Genomic DNA, 771 nt, shown 5'->3' with positions numbered 1-771 from the left:
GCCCTGCGCCACGCGGTATTGCTTACCGCCGGTTACCAGTACTGCGTACATGACCAGACTTCCTCTGTAGTTATTGTGGTCTATGGACTGCTGCCATCGAGGGCAGACAGAAGCGGGATTTTAATGACTGGGAGTGGGTCGGGTCAAGTCACCCCCCGCCTTGCCCCGTCTGGACCTGAATCCTGTTCAGGTAACGCCCCGGCGGGTCGCATTCGATGAGACCCGGGGCTGGCAATGTGCGCGATTGCCCCCAAATCCCAAGCTCGGTAGGCTGACCGATTGCCGTCTCCGCTTGCCCCACCCGCTTGCCGGCCCTCCGGGCCRGAGCCTCACAACGGATCCCCCATGGCGATGGAATTCATCCGCATCCGCGGCGCGCGGACGCACAATCTCAAGAACATCGATCTCGACCTGCCCCGCGACAAGCTCATTGTCATCACCGGCCTGTCCGGCTCGGGCAAGTCGTCGTTGGCGTTCGACACCATCTACGCTGAAGGCCAGCGCCGCTACGTGGAATCGCTGTCGGCCTATGCCCGGCAGTTCCTGAGCGTGATGGAAAAGCCGGACCTGGACCATATCGAAGGCCTGTCCCCGGCGATCTCGATCGAGCAGAAGTCGACCTCGCACAACCCGCGCTCGACCGTCGGCACGATCACCGAGATCTACGATTACCTGCGCCTGCTGTACGCCCGCGTCGGCAGCCCGCGCTGCCCCGACCACGGCTACCCGCTGGAAGCGCAGACGGTCAGCCAGATGGTCGACCACGTGCTC

Annotated in this window: 1 pseudogene; it reads left to right on the top strand. The window is 63.4% G+C overall.

Annotation, left to right across the window (positions count from 1 at the left end):
* Positions 1 to 345: 345 nt before the first annotated feature.
* Positions 346 to 771: pseudogene (locus ACXJKH_RS21595) on the top strand (excinuclease ABC subunit UvrA); the annotation flags it as partial.

This window comes from Stenotrophomonas sp. P5_B8 (assembly GCF_054049855.1).
This window is presented reverse-complemented; position numbering and strand designations above follow the sequence as displayed.